Here is a 646-nt window from a genome sequence, read left to right on the forward strand (position 1 = left end):
ATCACCTTCTTTTCTGGCGTCCTCAGCCGCCGACCCTCTGCCGGTGCAACGGGTCTTGGGGCCGTGAACGCGGCGGTCGAAGCCCTGTCCAAGGGGTTGGCATTGGAGCTATCAAACCGTGCGCGTGTGAACTGCATCAGCCCTGGAATGGTTGCGACCGAGGCTTACGCGGCAATGTCGAATGAGGCTCGCGAGGCCATGTTCGCTCAGGTTGGTAACAGCCTGCCCGTCGGACGCATTGGTGAGGCAGAGGACATCGCCCAAGCTGTGATAATGGCAATGACAAATGGCTATCTCACAGGCGCTGTGCTGGATGTGGATGGAGGTCACCTGGTTAGTGGCTGAATGGCCAATGCGGATTGGCCTGATCCAATCAGGGCTCTTCCGCGTGATATAGGCCTAGCTGATGGCGACGCTTGTGAAAGGTCGCCACTCTTTCGACGATCTCGTCGCTGGCCACTGCAATGACGAAGGACAAAAGCGTTTCGAGCAATGCGATAGTACTTACTGATGACGGGAAGAATTGCGGCGTATCCGCCGAGATGACGAACCCGTGTTGTGCATTGCGCAGAACAGGGCTGGCTGGGCTGTCAGAAAGACCGACCACCGTCATGCCCTGCTCTCGGGCAACTTGCACCGCCTCGAC

Annotated in this window: 1 protein-coding gene and 1 pseudogene; one reads left to right on the forward strand and one right to left on the reverse strand. The window is 58.2% G+C overall.

Annotation, left to right across the window (positions count from 1 at the left end; genetic code table 11):
* Nucleotides 1–345: SDR family oxidoreductase (locus ACR0EL_RS22435; protein WP_480502350.1), on the forward strand; the 345-nt coding region annotated here is incomplete at its 5' end.
* 28 nt (nt 346–373) lie between these two features.
* Here ACR0EL_RS22435 and ACR0EL_RS22440 read toward each other — a convergent pair.
* Nucleotides 374–646 (reverse strand): annotated as a pseudogene (locus ACR0EL_RS22440) (silent information regulator protein Sir2); the annotation flags it as partial.

It is taken from the genome of Ruegeria sp. AH12 (genome assembly GCF_056541465.1).